At 57.2% G+C, this 20,109-nt stretch carries 13 protein-coding genes and 3 tRNA genes; 12 read left to right on the top strand and 4 right to left on the bottom strand.

Features of this window, described 5'->3' with window-relative positions; translation table 11 throughout:
* Positions 1–34 precede the first annotated feature (34 nt).
* From lgt to recD, 10 genes are all read left to right on the top strand, one after another.
* Positions 35–916, top strand: a complete 882-nt coding sequence (gene lgt / locus Q3H59_RS04430; protein WP_008109262.1) for a prolipoprotein diacylglyceryl transferase — start codon at positions 35–37, stop codon at positions 914–916.
* A complete protein-coding gene (thyA, locus tag Q3H59_RS04435; protein WP_176973571.1) occupies positions 913–1,707 on the top strand; it encodes a thymidylate synthase in 795 nt (264 codons plus the stop codon). The genes lgt and thyA overlap by 4 nt, the downstream gene beginning before the upstream one ends.
* Positions 1,708–1,884: 177 nt before the next feature.
* On the top strand, positions 1,885–2,355 hold the full coding sequence (locus Q3H59_RS04440) for a prepilin-type N-terminal cleavage/methylation domain-containing protein (protein WP_101762023.1): 471 nt from the start codon (positions 1,885–1,887) through the stop codon (positions 2,353–2,355).
* Positions 2,346–2,885 carry a prepilin peptidase-dependent protein gene (locus tag Q3H59_RS04445; protein ID WP_222234684.1) on the top strand — a complete coding sequence of 180 codons (540 nt, stop codon included), beginning with the start codon at positions 2,346–2,348 and terminating at the stop codon, positions 2,883–2,885. The genes Q3H59_RS04440 and Q3H59_RS04445 overlap by 10 nt, the downstream gene beginning before the upstream one ends.
* Positions 2,882–3,304 carry a DUF2509 family protein gene (locus Q3H59_RS04450; RefSeq protein ID WP_309833480.1) on the top strand — a complete coding sequence of 141 codons (423 nt, stop codon included), beginning with the start codon at positions 2,882–2,884 and terminating at the stop codon, positions 3,302–3,304. The genes Q3H59_RS04445 and Q3H59_RS04450 overlap by 4 nt, the downstream gene beginning before the upstream one ends.
* A complete protein-coding gene (locus Q3H59_RS04455) occupies positions 3,237–3,578 on the top strand; it encodes a prepilin-type N-terminal cleavage/methylation domain-containing protein (protein WP_110867962.1) in 342 nt (113 codons plus the stop codon). Before Q3H59_RS04450 ends, Q3H59_RS04455 begins: the two co-directional genes overlap by 68 nt.
* 69 nt (positions 3,579–3,647) lie before the next feature.
* Positions 3,648–7,028 (top strand): exodeoxyribonuclease V subunit gamma, encoded by a 3,381-nt coding sequence (recC, locus tag Q3H59_RS04460; RefSeq protein ID WP_309833483.1) that lies wholly within the window; start codon positions 3,648–3,650, stop codon positions 7,026–7,028.
* A 107-nt stretch (positions 7,029–7,135) separates the two neighbouring features.
* The gene (gene ptrA / locus Q3H59_RS04465; RefSeq protein WP_309833485.1) at positions 7,136–10,033 is read left to right on the top strand and encodes a pitrilysin; all 2,898 of its coding nucleotides are present in this window, start codon (positions 7,136–7,138) and stop codon (positions 10,031–10,033) included.
* Positions 10,030–13,569: an exodeoxyribonuclease V subunit beta gene (gene recB, locus Q3H59_RS04470; RefSeq protein ID WP_309833486.1), complete on the top strand. Its 3,540-nt coding sequence runs from the start codon at positions 10,030–10,032 to the stop codon at positions 13,567–13,569. The genes ptrA and recB overlap by 4 nt, the downstream gene beginning before the upstream one ends.
* Entirely contained in the window at positions 13,566–15,404 is a 1,839-nt protein-coding gene (gene recD / locus Q3H59_RS04475; RefSeq protein WP_309833488.1) for an exodeoxyribonuclease V subunit alpha, read from the top strand. Before recB ends, recD begins: the two co-directional genes overlap by 4 nt.
* Before the next feature lie 142 nt (positions 15,405–15,546).
* On the opposite strand, the gene argA is transcribed toward recD, so the two are convergent.
* Positions 15,547–16,875 (bottom strand): amino-acid N-acetyltransferase, encoded by a 1,329-nt coding sequence (gene argA, locus Q3H59_RS04480; RefSeq protein ID WP_007891884.1) that lies wholly within the window; start codon positions 16,873–16,875, stop codon positions 15,547–15,549.
* Between the two features lie 233 nt (positions 16,876–17,108).
* Between argA and amiC the strand changes: the two genes are divergently transcribed.
* Positions 17,109–18,344, top strand: a complete 1,236-nt coding sequence (gene amiC / locus Q3H59_RS04485; protein ID WP_280172017.1) for an N-acetylmuramoyl-L-alanine amidase AmiC — start codon at positions 17,109–17,111, stop codon at positions 18,342–18,344.
* 73 nt (positions 18,345–18,417) lie between these two features.
* On the opposite strand, the gene Q3H59_RS04490 is transcribed toward amiC, so the two are convergent.
* From Q3H59_RS04490 to Q3H59_RS04500, 3 genes are all read right to left on the bottom strand, one after another.
* Positions 18,418–18,494 (bottom strand) — tRNA-Met (locus Q3H59_RS04490).
* A gap of 51 nt (positions 18,495–18,545) precedes the next feature.
* A tRNA-Met gene (locus Q3H59_RS04495) sits at positions 18,546–18,622 on the bottom strand.
* 53 nt (positions 18,623–18,675) lie between these two features.
* Positions 18,676–18,752 (bottom strand) — tRNA-Met (locus tag Q3H59_RS04500).
* Positions 18,753–18,956: 204 nt separating this feature from the next.
* Here Q3H59_RS04500 and mltA point away from each other — a divergent pair.
* A complete protein-coding gene (gene mltA, locus Q3H59_RS04505) occupies positions 18,957–20,105 on the top strand; it encodes a murein transglycosylase A (protein WP_101762003.1) in 1,149 nt (382 codons plus the stop codon).
* Positions 20,106–20,109: the final 4 nt, after the last annotated feature.

The following is a 20,109-nucleotide window of genomic DNA, read 5'->3' on the forward strand; positions in this document are numbered from 1 at the left end:
GTCCCGTTTCAGGGCAGAAAAATGATGGTGAAAGATGACTGACGGCTACATTTCGTTTCCCCAATTCGATCCGGTAATTTTCTCTATCGGACCGGTTTCGCTTCACTGGTACGGCTTGATGTATCTGGTGGGCTTTGTATTTGCTATGTGGCTGGCGACGCGACGCGCCAACAAACCTGGCAGCGGCTGGAAAAAAGAGGAAGTGGAAAACCTGCTGTATGCGGGCTTCCTCGGCGTATTCCTCGGTGGACGTATCGGCTATGTGTTGTTCTACAACCTGCCGTTGTTCCTTGAGAATCCGCTGTATCTGTTTAAGGTCTGGGATGGCGGCATGTCGTTCCACGGCGGCCTGATTGGTGTGATTGTGGTGATGCTGATTTTCGCACGCCGTACCAAGCGCACGTTCTTCCAGGTAGCGGATTTCATTGCCCCGCTGATCCCGTTTGGTTTGGGTGCCGGTCGTCTAGGTAACTTCATCAACGGCGAACTGTGGGGCCGCGTGGCGCCTGATTTCAAATACGCGATGTTGTTCCCCGGTTCACGCAGCGAAGATATCGCGCTGGCGGCCAATAATCCGCAGTACCAGGAATTGTTGAACACCTACGGCGTGCTGCCGCGTCACGCGTCGCAGCTGTATGAGCTGTGCCTCGAAGGCATCGTGCTGTTCATCATTCTCAACCTGTTTATTCGCAAGCCGCGCCCCATGGGCAGCGTCTCGGGCCTGTTCCTGATCGGCTACGGCGCATTCCGCATCATCGTGGAGTTCTTCCGTCAGCCGGATGCGCAGCTTGGTCTGTTTGAAGGCGGCGTCAGCATGGGACAGATTCTGTCGATCCCAATGATTCTGGCCGGTGTAATTATGATGATCTGGGCGTATCGTCGTCGCCCGCAGCAACAAACTCGTGAGGTAAAATGAAACAGTATCTGGACCTAATGCAACATGTGCTGAATGAAGGCGCAGAAAAGGCCGACCGTACCGGCACCGGCACGCTCTCCATCTTTGGCCACCAGATGCGTTTCAATTTGCAGGACGGTTTTCCGCTGGTCACCACCAAGAAAGTGCACCTGCGCTCGATCATTCATGAGCTGTTGTGGTTCCTGAAAGGTGAGACCAACATCGGTTACCTGAAAGAGAACAAGGTCACCATCTGGGACGAATGGGCCGATGAGAACGGCGATCTCGGCCCGGTCTACGGCAAGCAGTGGCGCAGCTGGGGCAGCGCCTCGGGTGAAGAGATTGATCAAATCAGTAAAGTGATTGAGCAGCTGAAGCGTGACCCCGATTCGCGTCGCATCATTGTCTCGGCGTGGAACGTGGGCGAGCTGGATCAAATGGCTCTGGCGCCTTGCCACGCCTTCTTCCAGTTCTACGTGGCCAACGGCAAGCTCTCTTGCCAGCTCTATCAGCGCTCATGCGATATCTTCCTTGGTCTGCCATTCAACATCGCCAGCTACGCGCTGCTGGTGCATATGGTGGCGCAGCAGTGCGATCTCGAGGTGGGCGATTTTGTCTGGACCGGTGGCGATACGCATCTGTACAGCAACCATTTAGAGCAGGCGCGCCTGCAGTTAACGCGTGAGCCGCGCCCGTTACCGAAGCTGGTAATCAAGCGTAAACCGGCTTCTATCTTCGATTATCAGTTCGATGATTTCGAGATTGAAGGCTACGATCCGCATCCAGCCATTAAAGCGCCCGTCGCCATTTAAGGCCACTCCCGCAAGGTCGCCATTCATGGCGACCACGCCCATATCGCACCACAATCCTGAATCTGTCTCACAAAATGCTGTACCTCTCTGCACCTCTCCTCGATTTCCTGCGCAACGTTTCCCAACGTCGATTTCTCCCCCTTGTTGAACGTCATGTTGCTGGGCACATTAGCCGCCATGAACAGAAACGTTAACCACGGCTTCACTTTGCCCGAACTGTTATTGGTGATGGTGATCGCCGGCATACTTAGCGTCGGCGCGCTGCAAGGTTGGCAGCGCTGGCAGCAATATCAACAGCTGCGCGACAGCGTACTGCAACTGCAGGGATTTCTTCTGCGCTTGCGCGCCCATGCTAACTGGCACAACCGCGATCTCACGCTGTGGGTACAGAGCGGTGAAAACGGCTGTCTTGGCGCAGGACCTAAACCTGCAGAAGGCTGCGCACTGCCCTCGCGCTGGTTATTTAAACCGCCGCACGACAGCGTGCGCCTTGTCGGCATCAATGGTGACGTCGGTTTTTACGGTCGGCGTGATGTCGCGCGTCCTGGCAGTATCGATCTCGCCAGTGCGGCGGGACGCTGGCGCTTAATTATCTCCGCCAGAGCGCGCATCCGTGCCTGTCAGCCGGGAGAGAAAGGATGCGAATAGCGCAACGCGGATTCAGCCTGCTGGAGATGCTGATTGCCATGGCGATTGGCGCGGTACTGATGATCAGCGTCGGACGATTTTTACCGCTGCTGCTGGAGCAGAATCTGCGTCTGCAACAGCGCGTGCAGTTACAGCAGGAGCTGCAGCAGATCGCCAATACGCTGCAAAAAGCGCTGCGCCGTGCCGGCTATTGCCACGGCCAGTGCAGCGGTTCAGCGCTAACGATCGCCGCCAGCGGCAGCTGCGTTTTACTGCGCTGGGATGAGAACAGCAACGGGCGCTGGGAAGGCGTGGGCCATAGCGAAAGTGACTATTACGGCTATCGGCTGCGCAGCGGACAGCTTGAAATGCAGCGCGGCGTGGATGAGTGCAACAGCAGCGGCTGGGAGAAACTCTCCGATCCGGCGTTTCTCACCATCGATGCCTTCAAGCTTGAACGGCAGGGATCGCGTCTGGTGCTGCAACTGGCGGGACACGCTAACAGCCAAAGCGTAGAGCTGGCAAGCTGGATAGAAGGAATCAATCTGTGAAGCAGCGCGGCAATAGCACGCTGGGCATGGTGCTGATGATGTTACTGATGGGCGGATTGACGCTACACGCCACGCGAACGCAGCTCTCGCAAGGCATGGTGTTAGTGGCTGATGAGCAGCTGCACAGTCAGGATTTCTGGCAGGCGCAGGCGGCGTTAACGTGGGGCCGCGTGCAAAACTGGCCGCAGGCCACCGGCTGGCAATGTCAGCAATGGACAGCAGAGCAGTGGCAAAGCTGCCTGCTACGAATGGAGGATGACAATGCGTTGTTATCGGGACATGGAGAAGGGCGCGCGCTGTGGCTCTATCGTTGGGTATCAATCTCCAACACGCAACCCCAGCCGCAAGCGCATGGCTGGATCGATTACTGCCCGCTGTCGCAGCCGGCGCTGTGCCAGCCAGAAGCAGCAGGGCTTTAGCCTGGCGGAAACGCTGGTGGCGATGCTGTTGCTGGCGATGACCATCAGCACATTGCTGCAATATCATCGCGCGCTGGCGCTGGGGTTTAGCCAGCAGTGGCAGCAGCGTCAGGCGTGGCGCGTTGCCGGCCAGGCGCTGCTTGGCCGTGACGTTGAGGGATGGCAGAGTCAGCGCCAGCAGCAGAGCCTGGCGGGCGGCTGCACGCTGGAGCGCGTCACGGTTACGGGGCCACAGCAGCGTTCCGCCTCACTGGCGCAGCTCAATTGCCACTAGCGGTAGGCATCGCAGGTGATAAACGGTAGAGTGGCTCGGCTGCGTTGTTGTCTTGTGTTTAGGAGAAATATGTTCCGGGTCTATCACTCTAATCAGCTTGATCTGTTGAAAAATCTGGCAGGTATTCTGATTGAAAATCAACCGCTGACCGATCCGCTGGCGGCTGAACAGGTGCTGGTACAAAGCCCAGGCATGGCGCAGTGGCTGCAAATGGAACTGGCTAACAGTTTCGGCATTGCCGCCAACATTGATTTCCCGCTGCCTGCGAGCTTCATCTGGAACATGTTCGTTAAGGTGCTGCCCGATATTCCTGAAGAGAGCGCCTTCACCAAGGCCAGCATGAGCTGGAAGCTGATGCATCGCTTGCCAACTTTGCTGGAGCAGGACGCTTTCCAGCCGCTGCGTCACTACCTCAATGATGACGACGACAAGCGCAAGCTGTATCAGCTCAGCGCCCGTGTTGCCGATCTGTTTGACCAATATCTGGTGTATCGCTCGGACTGGCTCAACAGCTGGGAGCGCGGTGAACGGATTGATGGCTTAGGCGAATCGCAGCAGTGGCAGGCGCTGCTGTGGTGCGATCTGGTTAACTTTACTGAAAGCCTGGGTCAACCGATGTGGCATCGCGCTAACCTCTATGCGCGCTTCATCCAAAAGCTGGAACAGGCGCAAATGCCGCCGTCGGGCTTGCCGCAGCGCGTGTTTATTTGCGGTATCTCCGCGCTGCCGCCGGTTTATTTGCAGGCGTTGGAAGCGCTGGGCCGTCACATTGATATCCATCTGCTGTTCACCAATCCCTGCCGTCACTATTGGGGCGACATTCAGGATTATGCCTTTTTGGCGAAGCTGCAAAGCCGCCAGCGCCGCCGCATCCAATCGGATGAGCTGCAGCCGCTGTTCCGCGATCCGGCTAGCGCGTCAGCATTGTTCAACGATATCGGCGAGCAGCAGCTGACCAATCCGCTGCTGGCGTCATGGGGCAAGCTGGGGCGCGATAACCTGTTTCTGCTGAGCCAGATGGAATCCGCCGCCAACGACATTGATGCCTTCGTCGAGATGCCTCAAGACAATCTGCTGCACAGCGTGCAAGCGGATCTGCTCAATCTGGACGATAAAGCGATCATTGGCCTCAACGCCGGTGAGCTGGCGAACAGCGCCGAAAAACGGCTGCTTGATCCTGAAGATCGCTCGATCACGCTGCAGGTGTGCCACAGCGCACAGCGTGAAGTTGAAGTGCTGCAGGATCATCTGCTCACGCTGATGGAAGCCCATCCCGAACTCAAACCACGCGACATCATCGTGATGGTGGCGGATATCGACAGCTACGCCCCTTTTATTCAGGCCGCTTTTGCCAGCGCGCCGAGCGAACGCTATTTGCCGTTCGCCATCTCCGACCGCCGCGCCAGTCAGGCGCACCCGGCAATTCTGGCGCTGCTCAGCTTGCTGTCGCTGCCTGAAAGTCGCTTTGCCTCCGAAGATGTGCTGGCGCTGCTTGAGGTTCCCGCATTAGCGCAGCGCTTCTCGGTGGATGAAAGCGGGCTGCGCCTGCTGCGCCGCTGGGTGATGGAATCCGGCATTCGCTGGGGACTGGACGATGCCAGCGTGGAAGCGCTGGCGCTGCCGGTAACCGGACAACACACCTGGCGCTTCGGCCTGCAGCGTATGCTGCTCGGCTATGCGCTGGAGAGCCGCAACGGCGACTGGCAAGGGATCCTGCCGTATGACGAATCCAGCGGTTTGATCGCTGAGCTGGCGGGGCATCTGGCGGAACTGCTATCGCGACTCGAAGAGTGGCGTGCGCGTCTGGCAGAAGAGCGCACGTTAGCGGAGTGGCAGCCGCTGTGTCGTGAGTTGATTGAGTGCTTCTTTAGCGGAGACGCCGAAAGTGAAGCCGCGCTGCTGCTGGTGGAAACGCAGTGGAAACAGATTATCGAGCAGGGCATGCAGGCGGCGTATCAACAGCCGATTCCGGTTACGCTGCTGCGTGATGAGCTGCGTTCACGCCTCGATCAACAGCGTATCAGCCAGCGTTTCCTCGCCGGTCCCATCAACTTCTGTACGCTTATGCCGATGCGTTCAATTCCCTTCAAAGTGGTGTGTTTGCTGGGCATGAACGATGGCGTCTATCCGCGCACTTTAGCGCCGCTGGGTTTCGACCTGATGCAGCAACAGATGCGCAAAGGGGACCGTAGCCGCCGCGATGATGACCGCTATCTGTTCCTCGAAGCGCTGATTTCGGCGCAGCAGCAGCTCTATATCAGTTACATCGGCCGGGCGATTCAGGACAACACGGAGCGCTATCCATCGGTATTAGTGAGCGAGCTGGTGGATTACCTGGGGCAAAGCTTCCGTCTGCCGGGTGATGAAGCGCTCGAACCTGATATCAGCGAGCAGCGCGTGCGTGAACATCTGCAAAAGCTGCATAGCCGCATGCCGTTTGCCGCAGAGAACTTCCAGCCGGGCGCTCACGGGCAAAGCTTTGCTGCGGAGTGGTTGCCCGCAGCCACCGGCAGCGGCGTGGCACAGCCGGATTTTGTGCAGCCCTTGCTGCCTGCACCGATAGAAACCTTGTCGCTGGAGCAACTGCTGCGTTTCTGGCGCCATCCGGTGCGCGCCTGGTTCCAGCAGCGCTTGGGGGTGGCTTTCTGGATGGAAGAGAGCGAGCTGCCCGACAGCGAACCGTTCGCGCCTGACAGCCTGGAACGCTACCAAATCAACGCCCAATTGCTGAATACGCTGGTCAACGGTGACGATCCGGCGCAGCTGTATGCGCGTCACCGCGCCGCTGGCAATCTGCCTTATGGCGCGTTCGGGGAACTTTTCTGGCAGAGCCAGACCGAAGAGATGCAGGAAGTGGCCGCCGAGGTGAGTGGTCAACGCCAGCCCGCTGAAAGTTGGGAAATCAATCTGACGATCGGCGCAGTGCAATTGACCGGCTGGCTGACGCAGGTGCAAGCTGATGGCCTGCTGCGCTGGCGTCCGGGCGTGCTGAACATGAATGATGGTCTGCTGCTATGGCTGGAACATCTGGTGTATTGCGCGTTGGGCGGCAGCGGTGAAAGCCGCATGTACGGCCGTAAACAGAGTCACTGGCGCTTCGCGGCGCTGCCTGCTGAACAGGCGCTGTCGCTTCTGCATGCGTATGTTGCGGGTTACCAGGCCGGATTAGTCGAGCCGCTGATGCTGCTGAATAAATCCGGCGGAGCCTGGCTGGAAGCCAGCTTTGATAGCAAGTCGCAGCAGTTGCTGGAAGACGAAGCCACGCAGAAAAAGGCACTTAACAAATTACTGCAAGCCTGGCAGGGTGGTTTCCAGGTGGAAGGCGAGGGCAGCGATCCCTATCTGCAACGCCTGAGTCGGTCTTTGGACGATGATGCCGTGCAGGCGATTACTGCCGCCGCACGCCAATGGTATTTGCCGGTGCGCCTGGCGCATCAAAATGATGAATAGCAAGGGAATACGGCCTCGTTTGAGGTTGTTCCTGACACGATAAGAAAGTTTGTCTATTTCACCGCTGGGCACACAGCCAGCGGAAAAGGGTAATGTAAGGGGTTTAAATGCGGATTTACGCACGCTGGATTGGAGCGCTGCTGCTGAGCACGTTAGCGCTGAATGCCTTTGCCGATACCGATCGCGGCTGGCAACCCATCAATGACACCATTCGTAAAAGCGATCACGATCCACGCAGTTATCAGGCGATTACGTTAAACAACGGCATGACCGTGCTGCTGGTCTCGGATGCCGAAGCGCCTAAATCGCTGGCGGCGCTGACCTTACCGATCGGTTCGCTGGATGATCCTAATCAGCAGCTGGGTCTGGCGCACTATCTCGAACACATGGTGTTAATGGGCTCAAAGCGTTATCCGCAGCCTGATAATCTCGCCGAATTCCTGAAAAAAAATGGTGGCAGCCACAATGCCAGCACCGCGTCGTATCGCACGGCGTTCTATCTGGAAGTGGAAAACAGCGCGTTGCAGCCCGCAGTTGATCGTCTGGCCGATGCGATTGCTGAACCGCTGCTCGATCCGGTTAATGCCGATCGTGAACGCCATGCGGTTAATGCAGAGCTGACCATGGCTCGCTCACGCGATGGCTTGCGTATGGCACAGGTGGGTGCAGAAACTCTCAACCCTGCGCATCCCGGCTCGCGCTATTCCGGTGGCAACCTTGATACGTTGAGTGACAAGCCGGACAGCAAATTGCATCAGGCGCTGACCGATTTTTATCACAGCCACTACTCCGCCAATCTGATGAAGGCGGTGATTTACAGTAACAAACCGCTGCCAGAGATGGCCGACATTGCGGCAAAAACCTTTGGTCGTGTGGCTAATCATCAAACGACGGTGCCAGAGATTGACGTGCCGGTAGTGACCGACGCGCAGAAGGGCATCATTATCCATTACGTGCCCGCACAGCCGCGCAAGCAGTTGAAAATTGAGTTCCGCATCCCGAACAACAGCGGCCAGTTCCGCAGTAAAACCGATACGCTGATCAGCTACATTCTGGGCAATCGCAGCAAAAACACCCTCAACGACTGGCTGCAAAAGCAAGGGCTGGCGGATGGCGTCAGCGCCGGTGCAGACCCGATGACCGAGCGCAACAGCGGCGTCTTCGCTATCAGCGTGTCGTTAACCGACAAAGGTCTGGCGCAGCGCGATGAAGTGGTGGCTGCGGTGTTCAACTACCTTGATATGCTGCGCACCAAAGGCATCAGTAAAGAATACTTCGATGAAGTCTCCCACGTGCTGGCGCTGGATTTCCGCTACCCATCAATTACCCGTGATATGGATTACATCGAGTGGCTGGTAGATACCATGCTGCGGGTGCCAGTTGAACACACGCTGGATGCGCCTTATCTGGCCGATCAGTTCGATCCCGCGGCAATCAAAACGCGTCTCGACGAAATGACGCCGCAGAACGCGCGCATCTGGTACATCAGTCCGCAGGAGCCGCATAACAAAGAAGCCTACTTTGTGAATGCGCCCTATCAGGTGGACAAAATCAGCGACGCCCAAATTAGCGACTGGCAGCAACGTGCCGCGCAGCTCCAGCTGTCGATGCCCACGCTGAATCCCTACATTCCGTCGGATTTCGCCATTATCCCCTCCGATGGCAAAACCTACGATCATCCGGTCGCACTGACCAATGGCGACAGCATGCGTATTTACTGGATGCCAAGTCAGCAGTTTGCCAGCGAACCGAAAGCCGCTATTACCTTAGCGCTGCGCAACAAATCGGCGATCAGCGACGCGCGCCAGCAGGTGCTGTTTGGGTTGAATGACTATCTCTCCAGCCTGGCGCTGGATGAAATGAATTCGCAGGCTTCGGTTGGCGGCATCAGTTTCTCAACCGGGGAAGATGATGGCATCGTGTTTAGCGCCAGCGGGTTTACCCAACGTCTGCCGGAATTGCTGAAGAAGCTGGTGGAGGGTTACGCCACCTTTACGCCGGACCAGCAGCAGCTGGAACAGGCCAAATCCTGGTATCTGGATCGACTGGAAGCGGCTGAGAAGGGCAAAGCGTTTGAGCAGGCGATTCAGCCGATGCAGATGTTGTCGCAGCTGCCTTACACCCAACGTGAAACGCGCCGCAATCTGGTGAAAGATATTACTCTGAAAGAGGTCACCGATTACCGCGATGCGCTGATTCATCATGCAACCCCGGAGATGATGGTGGTGGGCAATCTCTCTGCAGAGCGCGTGAAACAGCTCGGCGATGAGCTGCAGCAACAGTTGCACAGCGATGGCCACGGCTACTGGCACAGTGATTATGTGACGGTGGATAAAGCAATGAAGGCCAATCTGCAGAAAGCCGGCAGCAGCACTGATTCGGCGCTGGCCGCGCTGTATGTGCCGTTGGGCTACAGCGAATATCAAAGCATGGCCAACAGCACCATGCTGAGCCAGATCGTTCAACCCTGGTTCTACAACCAGTTGCGCACCGAAGAGCAGCTCGGCTATGCGGTGTTTGCTTACCAGATGCCGATCGGACGCCAGTGGGGCATCGGTTTCCTGCTGCAAAGTAACAGCAAGCAGCCAGCGTTTTTACTGCAACGCTTCCAGGCATTTTATCCGCAGGCTGAACAGCGTCTGCGCAGCATGAAAGCGGAAGATTTCGCCCAGTATCAGCAGGCGCTGATCAACGATATGAAGCAGCGTCCGCAAACGCTGGATGAAGAGGCGAACCGCTTTAACCGTGACTTTAAACGTCAGAACTTTGCCTTCGATACGCGTGAAAAAGCGATTGAGCAAATTCAGCAACTGACGCCAGCCGGCCTGGCCGACTTCTTCCATCAGGCGGTTTTAGCGCAGCAAGGCATGGCGATGATTTCGCAGATCGGTGGCAGCCATGATGGCGCGACCAAAGATGAATACGCCCAGCTGCCGGGCTGGACCACATGGGATGAGGTCCAGAAGCTGCAGCAGTCGTTGCCCGTGAAGAGTGATGCCCAATGAGTCTGCTACCTGAATCGCTCAATCCTCTGACGCTGCCGCTGCGCGGTGAGCGTCTGATTGAGGCCTCAGCCGGCACCGGCAAAACCTTCACCATCGGCCTGCTCTATCTAAGGCTGCTACTGGGATTGGGCGGACAACATGCTTATTCGCGCCCGTTGTCGGTAGAAGAGATTCTGGTCGTGACCTTTACCGAGGCCGCGACCGCTGAACTGCGCGGGCGTATACGCGCCAACATTCACGAGCTGCGGCTGGCCTGCCTGCGCGGCGTCAGCGGCAACCCGATGCTGATGCAGCTGCTGCAGGAGATTCCACAGCCCGCCGATGCGGCTTCGCTGCTGCTGGCCGCTGAACGACAGATGGATGAAGCCGCCATCTTCACCATCCACGGCTTCTGCCAGCGCATGCTGAATCTCAACGCCTTTGAGTCCGGCATGCTGTTTGAACAGCAGCTGATTGAGGATGAACGGCTGCTGCTGCGCCAGGCGACTGCCGATTTCTGGCGTCGTCACTGCTATCCGCTGACGCTGGATGTCGCGCGAGTGATTGTCAGCGAATGGAACGGCCCGGAGCAGTTGCTTTCCACCTTGCGTCCGTGGTTGCAGGGCGAATCGCCCAGCCTGCGTCTGCCGCCTACCGACAGTGAAACCCTGGCTTCGCGCCACAGCGAAAACCTGGCGCGTATCGCCGCGATGAAAGCGCAATGGCTGACGGTGGGTGACGAAGTGCTGACGCTGGTGGGGCAATCTGACGTGGATAAGCGCAGCTACAGCAGCAAGAATTTGCCGGTTTGGGTCAATAAAGTCAGCTTTTGGGCGCAGAGCGAAACGCGTGATTATCAAGTGCCCGCCGAACTGGCGCGCTTCGGTCAGCGCATGCTTGAAGAGAAGACCAAAAAGGGCAGTCCGCCGCATCACAGTGTGTTTGACGCCATCGACACTTTCCTTGCTCAGCCGCTGTCGCTGCGCGATCTGGTGATTGCGCGTGCGCTGGTAGAGGTGCGCGCTGCGGTGCGCAAAGAGAAACGTCAGCAGGCACTATTGGGTTTTGATGACCTGCTGAGCCGACTCGACGAAGCACTGCAGCAGCCGAGCGGTAAGCAACTGGCTCAGGCGATTCGCCAGCGTTTCCCGGTGGCGTTGATTGATGAGTTCCAGGATACCGATCCGCTGCAATACCGTATTTTCCGCACGCTTTATATCAATCAGCCAGCGCATGCGCTGCTGTTGATTGGCGATCCCAAACAGGCGATTTACGCCTTTCGTGGCGCGGATATTTTTACCTATATCCGCGCGCGCAGTGAAGTCAGTGCGCACTACACGCTGGATACCAACTGGCGCTCGTCGCCTGCGATGGTCAACAGCGTTAACCAGCTATTTGCGCGCCTCGACGCGCCCTTCCTGTTCGCTGAGATCCCGTTCCAGCCGGTGCAGTTTGCGCCTCCCAACCAGCAACTGTCGGTCAGTATCGATCAGGTTGAGCAAGCGGCGTTACGCTTCTGGCTGCAGCCGGGCGAAGGCTGCAGCGTTGGGGATTATCAACAACGTATGGCGCAGCAGTGTGCGGCCGATATCAGTCGCTGGTTGCAGGCCGGGCAGCAGCAGCGCGCGATGCTGGGCAAAACGCCCAATTTGCGGCCGGTACAAGCCTCTGACATCACAGTGTTAGTGCGCAGCCGTAACGAAGCTAACCTGATTCGCGAAGCGCTCAATCTGCTCGGTATTCCGTCGGTTTACCTGTCGAATCGCGACAGCGTTTACACCACGCCGGAAGCTCGAGAGCTGTTATGGCTGTTGCAGGCGGTACTGGCACCGGAGCAGGAGCGCATGCTGCGTACCGCGCTGGCAACCTCGCTCTTTGCCTTTGATGCCTCGCAGCTGGATGCGCTGGATCAGGATGCGCGCGGCTGGGATGAACTGGTGGATACCTTTGCCCGCTGGCAGCTGGTGTGGCAGCAGCGTGGCGTCTTGCCGATGCTGCGCGAGATGATGCTGGAGCGTCAGCTGGCGGAAAATCTACTGGCATCGGAGAACGGCGAGCGTCGTCTGACGGATTTACTGCATCTCGGCGAACTGCTGCAGGAAGCGGCTGCGCAGCTGGATAGCCCACACGCGCTGGTGCGTCATCTGGCACAGCAGATCGCCCGCCCGGATAGCCAGTCTGCCAGCCAGCAACTGCGTCTGGAGAGCGATCGTCATCTGGTACAGATTGTCACCATCCACAAATCTAAAGGGCTGCAATATCCGCTAGTGTGGCTGCCATTCGCCGCCGGTTTTCGCGAGGCGGATACCGCGCTTTATCACGATCGTGAGAGCTTTAACGCGGTCCTGGATCTGCAAGCCGATGAAGAGAGCCTGGCGCTGGCCGAACAGGAGCGTCTGGCGGAGGATTTGCGCCTGCTCTACGTGGCGTTGACCCGTTCGATCTATCACTGCAGCGTCGGCGTGGCACCGCTGTTTCGCGGCACGCGTAAGAAAGAGGGCGAGAGCGATTTGCATAAAAGCGCGCTCGGTTTTCTGTTGCAGCGCGGTGTAGCGGCAACAGCCGAACAGCTCGGCGCGTTGCTGCATAACATGGACGCGGCGGGCACCGAGGTGGTGCTGGCCGAAGTTATGCAAGCCGAGCGCTGGCAGGTTGAGGCGGTCGCCGATAGCGAGTTGGGGGCGCGAAACGTAACGCGTGTGCTGGCCGATCCGTGGCGCGTCACCAGTTACTCTGGTTTGCAGCAGCACAGTTCTCATCGTCTGCTTGAGGTGATGCCGAATTTCGATGTGGAAGCAGCCGGCGAAGAGGATCGGGAAGAGGAAGGGGAAGCGGCGCTCACGCCTCATCACTTCCCGCGCGGTGCCGCGCCGGGAACGTTTTTGCATGAGCTGTTCGAATCGCTGGATTTCCCGCAGCCGCCTTCCGAGGAGAAGCTGGCGCAACATCTGCAGCAAAACGGCTATCCGCTGCACTGGCAGCCGATGCTCAGTGCGTGGATCAGGCGTGTATTGAGCACGCCACTTAACGTGCAGGGTATTCATCTGGCGCAGGTGCAGAGCAGCGATCGTTTGGTGGAGATGGCATTCTATCTGCCAATTGACAATGTGCTGACCGCGCGTGAACTGAGCGCGTTGATTGCTCAGGATGCGTTATCGGCGCAGGCTCCGCCGCTCGATTTCCGTCAGGTGCAGGGCATGCTGAAAGGCTTTATCGATTTGGTGTTCCGCTGGCAGGGCAAATATTACCTGCTGGATTATAAATCCAACTGGCTCGGTGACAGCCATGAAGCTTATACGCCGCAGGCAATGGCGCAGGCGATGATCGACCACCGCTACGATTTGCAGTACCAGCTCTATACGCTGGCGCTGCACCGCTATTTACAACATCGCGTGCCGGATTACGACTATGAGCAGCATTTCGGCGGCGTATTTTATCTCTTCCTGCGTGGCATGGACGGCAGCTCGCCAGACAACGGCGTGTTTCATACCCGTCCCACCTTCGACTTCATTTCACAACTGGATAGCCTGTTTCGCGGGCCGGGAGCGACAGCATGAGCGGTATGACCGCGCTTTTAGCACAGGCGGCTGAGCTGCGTTTGCTGCGCTCGCTGGATGTCCAGTTCGCCCAACTGCTGGCGGATGATGATCAACCGGCGCGTTTGCTGCTGGCGGCCTGCCTGAGCGCGGAAGCGGGAGATGGGCATGTCTGTTTGCCGTTATCACAGCTGAGCCGCGACAACCTGTTTAAAGGACGCCATGCGGAGCTGGCCCAGGCCATCTGGCAAGCGGCAGGCGAACCGCAGGATTGGCCGGCAATTTTAGCCGGCTGGTCGGCACTGAGTAGCAGCGATTGCGCGGCACCCATCGTGCTGAGCGAAGGCCGTCTCTATCTGCATCGCCTTTGGCACAACGAAGGGCAGGTGGCGCGCTTCTTTCAGTCACAGTCGACAGCACAGCCTTTTGCGCCTGAACGGGTCAGGGAAGTGCTGGATCAGCTGTTTGGCAGCGAGCCGGATAACTGGCAGAAGATTGCGGCTGCGGTGGCGCTGACGCAGAAAACTGCGGTGATCTCGGGCGGTCCCGGAACCGGAAAAACCACCACGGTGGCAAAACTGCTGGCGGCACTGATCCGTCTTAGCGAAGGCGCGTTACGTATTCAGTTGGCTGCGCCGACCGGCAAAGCGGCGGCGCGTCTCACCGAATCGCTGGGCAAGGCGCTGCAAAAGTTGCCGGTGAGCGAGGCGGAGCGGCAACGCTTTCCGGCCGATGCCACCACGCTGCACCGCTTGTTAGGCGCGCAGCCGGAAACACAGCGCCTGCGCTATCACGCCGGAAATCCGCTGCATCTGGATGTGCTGGTGGTGGATGAAGCCTCAATGGTCGATCTCGGCATGATGGCGAATTTGATTGCCGCATTGCCAGCGCAGGCGCGCGTGGTGTTCCTCGGCGATCGCGATCAGCTGGCATCGGTGGAAGCGGGCGCGGTGCTCGGTGATATCTGTCGCTGTGCCGAAGCCGGTTACAGCCCGATGCGCGCTGCGCAGCTGAGCGAGCTCACCGGCAGCGGGGTGGCGGGCATCGATGACAGCAGCGCACCCGCGGTACGCGACGCGATTTGCCTGCTGCGTAAAAGCTACCGCTTTGACGCCAACTCCGGCATTGGCCAACTGGCCGCAGCGGTTAACGCCGGTGATGCAAAGGCGGTTGAAGCGGCATTCAAGGCTGGTTTCAGCGATATCACCCGTCAACCTTTGCAGGATGCAGATGCGTATCAGGCGATGCTGACGGAGATTGCCGCCGGTTATCAGCCGTTCCTGAAACTTATTCGCCAACGCGCTGATCCTGCTGAAATTATCGCGGCGTTTGGCGGATATCAGCTGCTGTGCGCACTGCGTGAAGGGCCGTTTGGCGTGCAGGGATTGAATCAGCGTATTGAGCAGAAGCTGATGCAGCTGCAGCTGATTCGTCGTCCAACCGGCGGCAGTCGCTGGTATCAGGGACGTCCGGTGATGGTGACGCGTAACGACAGCGCGCTGGGCCTGTTTAACGGCGATATCGGCATTACGCTGTTTGATGAGGAAGGTCTGCTGAAGGTGTTCTTCCCGTTGCCGGATGGCAGCATCAAGGCGGTGCAACCGAGCCGCTTGCCGACGCACGATACCGCGTGGGCGATGACGGTGCATAAATCGCAGGGATCGGAGTTTGACCACACGGCGTTGGTGATGCCGGCGCAGTTCCTGCCGGTGTTAACGCGCGAGCTGATTTATACCGCGATTACCCGCGCGCGTAAGCAGCTGACGTTGTACAGCGATGACGGCGTGTTCCGACGTGCCGTGCAGTTGCGTACCCAGCGACGCAGCGGATTACTGGAGCGGTTGAGCGGGGAGTAATTAAGTATCGATTCCGCACAATCCGTCGCGGCGCGATGAATCGCGCATATCAATAGCGGCAGCTTGCCCATGCGGATATTGCGCAATAAATTGCGCCGCTGCGGTATGTGCAACTACGCAACGGCACAGTTAAATGATGCGACTATCCCAAATCCGCCATCAGCACTTTTGAACGGCGCTGATAGTTATACATCTGCTTCTTGCTCTCGGGCAGGGACTCAATATCCACCGGCGTAAAACCGCGCTCCTGGAACCAGTGAATGCTGCGCGTGGTTAACACAAACAGCTTCTTTAGCCCCATCTGACGGGCCTGCAACGCCACGCGATCCAGCAACAGTTCGCCACGCGACGAGCTGCGATAATCCGGATGCACTGCCACACAAGCCATCTCACCAATCTGCTCGTCCGGGAACGGATAGAGCGCGGCACAGGCGATGGTTAAATTATCGCGCTGAATAATGGTGAACTTATCAATCTCCATCTCCAGTTGCTCACGGGAGCGACGCACCAGAATCCCTTGCTGCTCCAGCGGGCGAATCAGTTCGAGAATACCGCCGATATCGTTGATGTTGGCGCGCCGAATCTGCTCGGCCGACTCCATCACAATCTGGGTACCGATACCGTCGCGCGAGAACAGTTCTTGCAGCAACGCCCCATCTTCCTGATAGCTGATCAGGTGGCTGCGACGCACGCCGCTACGGCAGGCTTTGACCGCACCACGTAAGAACCGCACGGTGCCAGAGAGGAAATCGCCGTCGCTCTCCATTTCGTCGATGCGCGCCTGGGCTTCGTTCGGGAACAATTCAGAAATAATCGCGCCTTCGCGATTGGTCACGCCCTGTTCGGAGCAGAAACCAATCATCTTCTCGGCCTTCAATTTAATTGCCAGCTGCGTCGCCACTTCTTCTGACGTCAGGTTAAAACTCTCGCCGGTTACAGAAACCGCTACCGGACCGAGCAGCACAATCGCATCGTTATCCAGCTGACGATGGATCGCTTCCTCATCAATACGACGAATACGCCCGCTGTGGCAGTAATCAACGCCATCATCCACCCCCAGCGGCTGCGCAATGATGAAGTTGCCGCTCACTACGTTAATGTGCGCGCCCTGCAGCGGCGTGTTGTTGAGGCTCATCGACAGACGCGCGGTGATATCCAGCTGTAAACGACCGGCGGCCTGCTTTACCAGCTCAAGTGATTGTGCATCGGTAACGCGCGTATGTTTGTGGTAAATCGGTTCAAGCTGTTGCTGGGCCATGCTGGCGTCAATCTGCGGACGCGCACCATAAACCACCACTAAGCGAATGCCGAGGCTATGCAGCAGACCGATGTCATTAACGATGCTTGAGAAGTTCTCATGCTCGATGGCTTCGCCACCCAACATGATGACAAACGTCTTGTCACGATGGGTATTTATATAGGGAACGGTGTGGCGAAAACCCTGAACCAGTTCTGTACTGCGTTCCTTCACGGCAAAGCCCTCTGTGCATGTTTATTCGTAATTTTCGTATTTTTATGCTCTTTTGCTCTTTATTGCAAGCGCCGGGCCTGACGTTACTTTACGATTTTCATGATGCAACACGCGCTAACAGACTGCATTATCTGGTTTTTCCGGCAAGACAAGACAATTCTCATCGAGTAAAGTTTTCACTTTCTTGCCATCGAGTGATGATTTTTTAGACATAACACAGCAGTTGGAGCGGCATGTCCGAAGCTTTTACACGACGACGATTATTACAGGGCGCTGGCGCATTATTAATGCTAAGCGTGACGCGTACCGGGCTGGCTGCCAGCCAGCATATTGTGGCGGTGCGCATCTGGCCCTCATCGACTTACTCCCGCGTAACCCTGGAATCAAACGTTCCCCTCAAGTACAAACAGTTCACGCTGGGGAGTCCCGATCGTCTGGTTATTGATATCGAAAATATGCACATCAACCCGGTCCTGAAAGGAGTCGATAAGCTGGTGCGCGTGGACGATCCCTATATCAAAACCGCACGCGTCGGTCAGTTTGACGCTAACACGGTGCGACTGGTGCTGGAACTCAAGCGTAGCATTGCGCCCAAGACATTTACTCTTGCGCCAGTGGCAGGTATCAAGCATCGCTTAGTGGTCGATCTCTATCCTAATCAACAAGCACGGGAAGAGGATCCGCTACTGGCGTTACTGCAGAATTACAATCAGGGCGATCTTGAACGCGATCAGCCGGTGCAGGCGGCGCTGCCGGGCAAAGCGGGGCGCGATCGACCGATTATCATCATGATCGATCCTGGCCATGGCGGTGAAGATCCCGGCGCGCATGGCAAATATAAAACGCGTGAGAAAGATATCGTGTTGAAGATCGGTCGCTATCTGAAGGCGCTGATCGACAAAGAGCGCAACATGAAAGCTTACATGACGCGCAATGAGGATGTGTTTATCCCGCTGCGTGTCCGCGTGGCGAAGGCGCGAAAGCAGCGTGCGGATCTGTTCATTTCGATCCATGCTGATGCCTTCACCAGTCGGGCCGCGCGCGGTTCGTCGGTGTTTGCCCTTTCGACCAGCGGCGCTACCTCAGCGGCGGCGCGCTTCCTCGCACAAACGCAGAATGAAGCCGATTTGATTGGCGGCGTCAGCATGAGCGGCGATCGTTATCTCGACCACACCATGTTCGACATGGTGCAGCGGCAAACCATCAGCGACAGCCTGAAGTTTGGTAAAGAGGTGCTGTCACGCATGGGACATATCAATCACCTGCACAAGCGTACCGTCGATCAGGCGGGTTTTGCGGTGCTGAAAGCCCCGGATATTCCCTCGATTTTGGTGGAAACCGCGTTTATCAGTAATGTCGAAGAGGAGCGCAAGCTGCGCACGTCGCGCTATCAGCATCAGGTGGCTGAGGCGATTCTGCATGGGATTAAGGCGTATTTTGATAAAGGTGCGGCACTAGCGCATCGCTGAGGAGGGCGGCAGCAATGCCGCTTTTTTCCGGACGCCAGAAACAAAAAAACACCCGTTAAGGTGTTTAAATGATTGGTTGCGGGGGCCGGATTTGAACCGACGACCTTCGGGTTATGAGCCCGACGAGCTACCAGGCTGCTCCACCCCGCGTCCGTCTGTCGCATTAAGCGACTTTTCACATTGTATTCTTCTTAAGACAATTGGTTGCGGGGGCCGGATTTGAACCGACGACCTTCGGGTTATGAGCCCGACGAGCTACCAGGCTGCTCCACCCCGCGTCCGACTGACGCGTTACACGACACTTCACATTGTCTCTTCATTTAAGAAGAATTGGTTGCGGGGGCCGGATTTGAACCGACGACCTTCGGGTTATGAGCCCGACGAGCTACCAGGCTGCTCCACCCCGCGTCCGTGGATGCGCACTATACTCTGGACGCGCGGCGATGCAACCCCTTTTTGAGACAAAACGTCAAATTTACAGTCAGTTGATGAATAAACTCGCCATTGGGTGGATTATTGTACAGATGTGAGCGTGACCGCTTAGGGCAGATTTCAATCTCTCTGTCCCTTTGCTATCTTCGCCGGGCAAACAATCGATAAAAAGAGAAGGTTATGAAAGGACATTGGGCGAAGTATGCACTTACTGGCGCATTTATCGCGCTGTTAGCAGGCTGTAGTTCCAAACCGACCGACCGCGGTCAACAGTATATCGATGGCAAGCTGGAGCAACCGCTTGGGCTGGTCAACCAACCGAATGCTAAAGGGCGTCCGGTGAACGGCAAAGACTTTAGCGATCAGGTGGTGCAGATTCAAACCGCCTCATCCGGCCTGTTCGGGCGCAACAACGGTACTTACAGCGCAGTGCAAAACTGGCTGCTGTCCGGCGCGGATACGCGCCAGCTCAACCAGTTTGGTTTGAATGCTTATCAGATGGAAGGCACTGACAATTACGGCAACGTGCAGTTCACCGGTTACTACACGCCGGTTGTGGAAGCGCGTTATACCCGTCAGGGCGAGTTCCAGTATCCGATTTATCGTATGCCACCGCGTCCGCGTGGACAGAAACTGCCGAGCCGCGCTTCTATCTATAATGGTGGGCTCGACGATCGCTACATCATTGCCTACAGCAATTCGCTGATCGATAACTTCATGATGGATGTGCAGGGCAGCGGCTACGTTGATTTTGGTGATGGTCGTCCACTGCGCTTCTTTGGTTACGGCGGCAAAAATGGCTGGGCTTATCACAGCATCGGTAAAGAGCTGATCGATCGCGGTGAAGTGAAGCGCGAAGATATGTCGATGCAGGCGATTCGTCAGTGGGCGCAAGAGCATTCGCCACAGGAAGTGCGTTCGGTGCTGGAAACCAACCAATCCTTCGTCTTCTTCAAACCGGAAGAGTATGTGCCGGTGCGCGGTGCCAGCGCGGTGCCGCTGATTGCCAAGGCTTCCGTTGCCTCCGATCGTTCATTGATTCCGGCCGGAACCGTGCTGTTAGCCGAAGTGCCGCAGCTGAACGAGAAGGGCAAGTTTAATGGCAAATATGAGATGCGTCTGATGGTGGCGTTAGACGTGGGTGGCGCGATTAAAGGCCAGCACTTCGATATCTATCAGGGCGTTGGCCCGGATGCGGCGCATCTGGCCGGTTTCTACAACCATTATGGCCGCGTCTGGGTGCTAAAAGCCGCGCCGGGCACCGGTCAGCCGCTGTTTAGCAACCCACAAAATGGCAACAACGGTTCGCTGCTGTTAGGTTCTAATTAATGTC

Source organism: Pantoea sp. SORGH_AS_0659, from assembly GCF_031453915.1.
GTDB classification, from domain to species: domain Bacteria; phylum Pseudomonadota; class Gammaproteobacteria; order Enterobacterales; family Enterobacteriaceae; genus Pantoea; species Pantoea leporis.